The 6551-nt window shown below is 45.3% G+C and carries 10 protein-coding genes; 2 read left to right on the top strand and 8 right to left on the bottom strand.

The genetic code is table 11. From position 1 onward, the window contains the following. Nucleotides 1-5 precede the first annotated feature (5 nt). The gene (locus tag ICN23_RS02165; RefSeq protein WP_255532763.1) at nucleotides 6-656 is read right to left on the bottom strand and encodes a sulfite exporter TauE/SafE family protein; all 651 of its coding nucleotides are present in this window, start codon (nucleotides 654-656) and stop codon (nucleotides 6-8) included. Between ICN23_RS02165 and ICN23_RS09985 the strand changes: the two genes are divergently transcribed. Further along, complete coding sequence (locus ICN23_RS09985) at nucleotides 613-747, top strand: hypothetical protein (protein ID WP_255532789.1); 135 nt, start codon at nucleotides 613-615, stop codon at nucleotides 745-747. The genes ICN23_RS02165 and ICN23_RS09985 overlap by 44 nt on opposite strands. A 54-nt stretch (nucleotides 748-801) precedes the next feature. After that, nucleotides 802-1572 carry a fumarate/nitrate reduction transcriptional regulator Fnr gene (fnr, locus tag ICN23_RS02170; protein WP_216230715.1) on the top strand — a complete coding sequence of 257 codons (771 nt, stop codon included), beginning with the start codon at nucleotides 802-804 and terminating at the stop codon, nucleotides 1570-1572. On the opposite strand, the gene ICN23_RS02175 is transcribed toward fnr, so the two are convergent. The 7 genes from ICN23_RS02175 to ccoN all read right to left on the bottom strand — a co-directional run. Beyond that, nucleotides 1569-1829 (bottom strand): hypothetical protein, encoded by a 261-nt coding sequence (locus ICN23_RS02175; RefSeq protein ID WP_216230716.1) that lies wholly within the window; start codon nucleotides 1827-1829, stop codon nucleotides 1569-1571. The genes fnr and ICN23_RS02175 overlap by 4 nt on opposite strands. Then, complete coding sequence (locus ICN23_RS02180; protein WP_216230717.1) at nucleotides 1826-2032, bottom strand: FixH family protein; 207 nt, start codon at nucleotides 2030-2032, stop codon at nucleotides 1826-1828. The genes ICN23_RS02175 and ICN23_RS02180 overlap by 4 nt, the downstream gene beginning before the upstream one ends. Before the next feature lie 25 nt (nucleotides 2033-2057). Continuing rightward, nucleotides 2058-3515, bottom strand: a complete 1458-nt coding sequence (gene ccoG, locus ICN23_RS02185) for a cytochrome c oxidase accessory protein CcoG (protein WP_216230718.1) — start codon at nucleotides 3513-3515, stop codon at nucleotides 2058-2060. A 12-nt stretch (nucleotides 3516-3527) separates the two neighbouring features. After that, complete coding sequence (ccoP, locus tag ICN23_RS02190) at nucleotides 3528-4454, bottom strand: cytochrome-c oxidase, cbb3-type subunit III (protein ID WP_216230719.1); 927 nt, start codon at nucleotides 4452-4454, stop codon at nucleotides 3528-3530. After that, nucleotides 4451-4618, bottom strand: coding sequence for a CcoQ/FixQ family Cbb3-type cytochrome c oxidase assembly chaperone (locus ICN23_RS02195; protein WP_068324448.1), 168 nt, complete (start codon nucleotides 4616-4618; stop codon nucleotides 4451-4453). Before ICN23_RS02195 ends, ccoP begins: the two co-directional genes overlap by 4 nt. Nucleotides 4619-4652: 34 nt before the next feature. Then, entirely contained in the window at nucleotides 4653-5303 is a 651-nt protein-coding gene (ccoO, locus tag ICN23_RS02200) for a cytochrome-c oxidase, cbb3-type subunit II (protein ID WP_216230720.1), read from the bottom strand. Between the two features lie 12 nt (nucleotides 5304-5315). Next, a partial coding sequence (gene ccoN / locus ICN23_RS02205) for a cytochrome-c oxidase, cbb3-type subunit I (protein WP_216230721.1) occupies nucleotides 5316-6551 on the bottom strand: 1236 nt, incomplete at its 5' end.

Genomic DNA, 6551 nt, shown 5'->3' on the forward strand with positions numbered 1-6551 from the left:
GCAGCTTAAGAAATACAGAAGCCGCCTTTTAATAATGCTTCTGGCAAAACCCAAGCGCGGTATAAACCAAAGCCGCCTGCAATCAGCAGCAGCGATGCAGCCAAATACCGCACCCAACGATATTGTCCAAACTGGGTGAGTGCTGCAGAAAATTTAGAGATCAACAATAAATTCGGCAAAGTGCCTAAACCAAATGCCAACATGAGTGCGGCACCAGTTATCACATCTCCCGATAAAAATGCGAGCGGCAAGACGCTATAAACCAATCCGCAGGGCACTAAACCCCAGAGCATGCCACTGAACCAACGCGATGGACCACTAGCCATACGTCCTAAGTATTTAGCCCAGTAAGCGGCAATCTTGGAGCTGATCCACTTACCCCCCAATAAGCCTTCTGATGAACCCGCCTTTAAAAGACGAATTCCCATCAAGATCAAAATGAGAGAAGTTAGAGCAAATAAGGGTCGCTGAATTGGAATGAGATTTTGCTGCCAAACCACCACACCCACGGCAGCGGCAAGAGAACCCAGAAGAACATAAGTGGTTACACGTCCCAAATGCATGATCAGTTGCAGGTAAAAAAGCTCTGATTTGGCCCTTAAAGGGGTCTCTATGGCGATTGGTCGTTCGATGGCTGCCGCTATGCCTCCGCACATCAGAGCGCAGTGCCAACCACTTACAAGGGCGCCCAAAAAAACGGCAATGAGAAGGCTAGAAGTTAGCATCCGCTATCGAAATAAAGGTTAAAAAACATGATTCATTGTCCGTATAGAATAAACTGACTGCATAATTAGCTCTAGCATGAATTACAAACCTACCGATACCCCAACCAGCAAATGCTCAGTATGTGTACTGGGTCAGTTTTGCCTGCCGGTTGGTCTAAACAGTAGCGAAGTCTCAAAAATTGACAGCCTGGTTAAAGAACGCGTCCACCTGCAAAAAGGGGAAAGCTTATATCGCCATGGGGATGCACTCAGCTCTGTATACAGCGTCCGCTTTGGCACCCTCAAAACCGAATTCTGCCTGCAAGATGGTCGCCAACAAGTCATTGGCTTTCACCTTCCCGGTGAAATCTTGGGATTGGATGGGATTGGCGAGGGTCATTATCAGTCGGATGCGATTGCATTAGAAGAGAGTGAAGTTTGTATCATTCGCTACGAAGCCTTTGAAGATTTAGCACGCCAAATTCCAATGCTGCAAAATCAGTTTCACAAAATCATGAGTCGTGAACTGACTCAAGACCAACGTCACCTACTATCACTCGGCACAATGCGTGCAGAAGAAAGATTGGCTGCATTTTTATTGAGTCTTTCCCAACGCTTAGCAGCACGCGGTTATCTGAATAACGAATTTGATTTACGCATGAGCCGCAATGACATCGGCAGCTATCTTGGCATTCAAATCGAAACTGTTAGCCGCATGCTCTCGCGCTTTGCCGAATCAGGCCTGATTCAAATTAAGCAACGTCATATCAAACTGATCGATATGAACGGCCTATATGAACTGGCGGGCATTCCAAACCCTGATCGCCAGGGCTGCTCAACCCCAGAAATCCCAATCAAACAGGCTTAAATTAAGCCGCGATCTACTTCTTTGCTATCTGGTGACTCTATACCAGGCAGGATATAAGCTGTAAGCGCACTCGATGCAGCGCAAAACACCCAAATTGCAAAAAATCCAATGGTGTAAATACCCTCATCCGAGATATCTGGGTGATGGCCAAAAAATAGCAAATCCTGTGGATGCACTATGGTGAATAACAAGCCTTCTGCCATGCCAGCCACCAAAAAGGAAGGCCACAAAATCCAGATCAGCAAGCGGTACTTCATTTTTGAACCTGCACATCTTTAATCTGCTGCTCAACCTTTAAACCACGTTTAACTACACCATCACGCAATGGTTTATCAGCCTGATAATTAATCGCCAAATAAATGGTGATGATGCAACCGATCATTGCAACTGCAGGGCCGCTAATTAATAACCACGGCCATAATTGCTTAAACCAAGGTTTACTAGTTTTCTGTTCTGTCATATACATCCTCTCCATTGCTTTTAGCTTAACGGGGAATAATAAAAGTTGATTTTTCATCACGCGTTCTGGTAATCATCTCATTTCCAGACATTTCGTGAGCAATCACATCAAAATGAATTGGGTAATTGCCTGGCTGATTTACGCCCGTATCAGCACTTACCTTGATCGGCATCAGCAAATTACTTGCCGGCGCCACCTCAATCTCAGTGACGACCTGACCTTGAGAATTCAGCACCTTTAGACCATCTAAACCAAGAGCCTTCACTTGCACGTTCATATTATTTTCAGAAGCATTCATGATCTGAATACGATAAATATTTTCAATCCTCACACCCTCTACCTCGCGTGCCAATGCACCGCGATCGCGCATCACGTCTACCCTCAATGGATTACGTGTAGCTAGAGAGACTAGGAATGCAGCCGTAAGAACGGTAATGAAAGCTGTGTAGATTAATACACGTGGGCGCAAGATATGACGAATGGCGCTTTGATTCGACTCACGATCCTCGATTGCTCGCTCAGTTGTGTATCGAATCAATCCTTTTGGATAATCCACTTTTTCCATTACCTGATCGCATGCATCAATACAGGCACCACAACCAATGCACATGTATTGCAAGCCATCACGAATATCAATACCAGTAGGACAAACTTGCACGCAAATACTGCAGTCAACGCAGTCGCCCAAACCTAGAGACTCATGATCAGCCGACTTGCTACGACTACCTCTAGGCTCTCCGCGTACTTTGTCATAAGTCACCAAGAAAGTATCTTTATCGACCATCACACTTTGGAAGCGTGCATATGGACACATGTACTTACAAACTTGTTCACGCATAAAACCCGCGTTACCCCAAGTAGCAAAGGCATAAAAACATAACCAGAAAGTCTGCCAAGGACCCAAAGACAGATGAATTAGTGCGGAGCCTAAAGTGGTAATTGGTGTGAAATAACCAATGAAAGTAAAACCAGTCCAGAATGCGATCAATAACCAAAGGAAATGCTTGGTGATCTTAAGGCGCCACTTTCTAAAGCCCCAAGGCCACTCCTCGCCGTCTAAACGAATGCGTGCAAAGCGATCCCCTTCCACCTTGCGCTCGATCCACATAAAGATCTCGGTATATACCGTTTGCGGACAGGCGTATCCACAAAATAGTCGGCCAGCAATTGCAGTGAAGAGGAAGAGCGCTAAAGCAGAAAGAATTAATAGGAGCGTGAGATAGATCACATCCTGCGGCCATAAAACAATGCCGAAGATATAAAACTTACGCTGAATTAAATCAAAGAGTACGGCCTGACGACCATTCCAGCTAACCCATGGCAAACCATAAAACAGTAGCTGGGTTGCAAAAACGAGGATAAAACGCCAACGGGCAAAGAGGCCCGATACTGAACGTGGGTAAATCTTTCGCCGGACCTCGTAAAGAGACTCCTCAATAACCTCTATGGGGATAGGTTTTCCACCCGGCGGAAGATCTGCCACTAAATACTTTTCTTATTTAGCTGCTGCTGGCTGTTTATTGTTAGATAAACCCCAAACATATGCAGTTAATAAATGAATTTTTTCAGGACTTAAGACTTTATCTTGAGCAGGCATCATTGCCATACGGCCTTTAGTTACAGTCTCAACAATCGTTGCCTCTGAGCCGCCATATAACCATACTTTGTCAGTTAAGTTAGGTGCGCCTAATGCAATATTGCCTTTACCTTCGGGACCATGGCATGCAGCGCAATTCGATTTATAGACATCGGCACCGCGAGCTGCTTTGAGATCATCGGCTGGCAAACCAGAAAGGCTGCGAACATAGTTAGCAACATCAACAATTTGTTTGCTATCCAATTGCGGGAATGGAGGCATTACACCTGCACGGCCATTAATAAGAGTCGTCTTGATATTTTCTGGTGAGCCACCATAGAGCCAGTCACCATCAGTCAAATTCGGGAAGCCTTTAGCACCGCCAGCATCTGAACCATGGCACTGCGCACAAGAATTTAAGAACAAGCGCTGACCCATTTCACGAGCTTTTGGATCAGCAGCAACTTGCTCAATATCCATAGTGACGTATTTAGCATAAACAGGCTTTAACTCTTCATTGGCAGTTGTCATGGACTTCATGAGAGAACCGTCAGTGCTGTAACCCAACACACCAGGGAAAGATCCGAGGCCGGGGAATAGAACTAAATAAACCAATCCAAACACACAAGATAGCAAGAACATCCACATCCACCAGCGTGGAAGCGGATTGTTTAGTTCGCGTAAGTCACCATCCCAGACGTGACCTGTATCAGCAACTGCGCCATCAGCCGTATGCACTACTTTAGCTTTACGCTGTGAAAACAATAGCCATACACACCAAACAATGCCTACCAATGAAACTAGGGCGATGTAGCTACTCCAACCGCTGCTAAAAAAGTCACTCATGATTTATCCTTACTGAATTCATCCGGAAGATCAAATGGAAGTTCTGCTGATTCCTGGTTTGCTTCTTTTCTACCAGGAGACCAAGCCCACCAAACAATTCCTACAAAGAAAATAAGTCCAATTACTGTAGAAAAAGCCGAGAGGTAGGGTGTGATCTGTTCCATTTGATTTATGTCGTTCTAATTAAAATCCCAGCCTTTACTTGGCCACCACTTCATCAACAACGATGTATCTACGATTTACGCCAAGACCCTGAAGATAGGCAATCAATGCATCCTCTTCGGTTTTGCCTTCTAACTCTTTAGGCGCATTAGCAATCATTTCCTCGGTGTAAGGAACGCCTAAACGGGTCATCGCAATCATATGAGCTTGAATTGTGGATGCGTTAGCAGCATTCTTCTGCAACCAAGGATATCCAGGCATATTTGACTCGGGAACTACATCACGAGGATTGCGCAAGTGAATACGATGCCAATCATCAGAGTAACGAGCACCAACGCGAGCTAAATCTGGACCAGTACGTTTGCTACCCCATAAGAATGGATGGTCATATACAGACTCGCCAGCCAAAGAGTAAGGACCATAACGTTCTACTTCTGAACGTAAAGTACGAATCTGTTGTGAATGACAACCAACGCACCCTTCGCGCTGATAGATATCACGTCCAGCCAAGCGCAAAGCTGTATATGGCTCTACACCAGGACTTGGCTCAGTTGTAGTGTGCTGGAAAAAGAGAGGTACGATTTGGACTAGGCCTGCAATCGATACCACAATGATCGTGGCAATAATTAACCAGCCAACGTTTTTCTCAAGCGTTCCGTGGGAAAAGAATTTATTTTCGCTAGACATTTTCTTCTCCTTTTAGTGTTCAGCAACGGCCGTTGGAATAGGCGCGTTTACAAAAGTTTTACCCTGCACAGTCTTGAAGACGTTGAATGCCATCAAGAACATGCCGCTGAGGTAGCACAAGCCGCCCAACAAGCGAATCATGTAGAAAGGATAAGTTGCTTTAACGGACTCAACGAAGCTATATGTCAATGTTCCATCTGGCTCAAATGCTCTCCACATCAAACCTTGCATTACGCCAGCAATCCACATAGCAGCGATGTATAGAACAACACCGATAGTGGCAATCCAGAAATGCAACTCAATCCACTTAGTGCTGTACATCTCTTTTTGCCCTACCAAGCGTGGGATCAAGTAGTAGAGAGAGCCGATCGTAATCATGGCAACCCAACCCAAAGCACCTGAGTGAACGTGGCCAATAGTCCAGTCTGTGTAATGAGACAAGCTATTCACAGTCTTGATTGACATCATCGAGCCTTCGAAGGTAGACATACCGTAGAAGGACAGAGCTACAACTAAGAATTTGAGAATAGGGTCACGACGGAGTTTGTACCAAGCGCCAGATAAAGTCATGATGCCGTTGATCATTCCACCCCAAGATGGCGCCAACAAGATTAAGGAGAACACAGTACCAAGAGACTGCGTCCAGTCAGGCAAAGAGGTATGTTGCAAATGGTGAGGACCTGCCCACATATAGGTAAAGTTCAAAGCCCAGAAGTGAACAATGGACAAACGGTATGAATAAATTGGGCGCTCTGCTTGCTTAGGGATGAAGTAGTACATCATGCCCAAGAAGCTAGTAGTCAAGAAGAAGCCTACCGCGTTGTGACCATACCACCACTGCACCATCGCATCTTGTACGCCAGCATATGCAGAATAAGACTTCCACAATGTCGCAGGCATTTCCAAGTTATTGAAAATATGCAGAATAGCAATCGTCAGAATGTATGCACCAAAGAACCAATTAGAAACATAGATATGTTTCGTCTTACGCTTCATGATCGTGCCGAAGAACACAACTGCATAGGCCACCCAAACTAAGGTGATCAAGATATCGATTGGCCACTCTAGCTCAGCGTATTCTTTTGAAGTTGAAATACCCAATGGCAATGTCACGGCAGCTAAAACAATCACTGCCTGCCAACCCCAAAAAGTAAATGCTGCTAATTTGTCACAAAACAAGCGCGCCTGACTTGTACGCTGCACGATGTAATAGGACGTTGCGAACAACGCTGAGCCACCAAAGGCAAA

The organism is Polynucleobacter sp. MWH-Jannik1A5, from assembly GCF_018881795.1.
GTDB lineage: Bacteria > Pseudomonadota > Gammaproteobacteria > Burkholderiales > Burkholderiaceae > Polynucleobacter.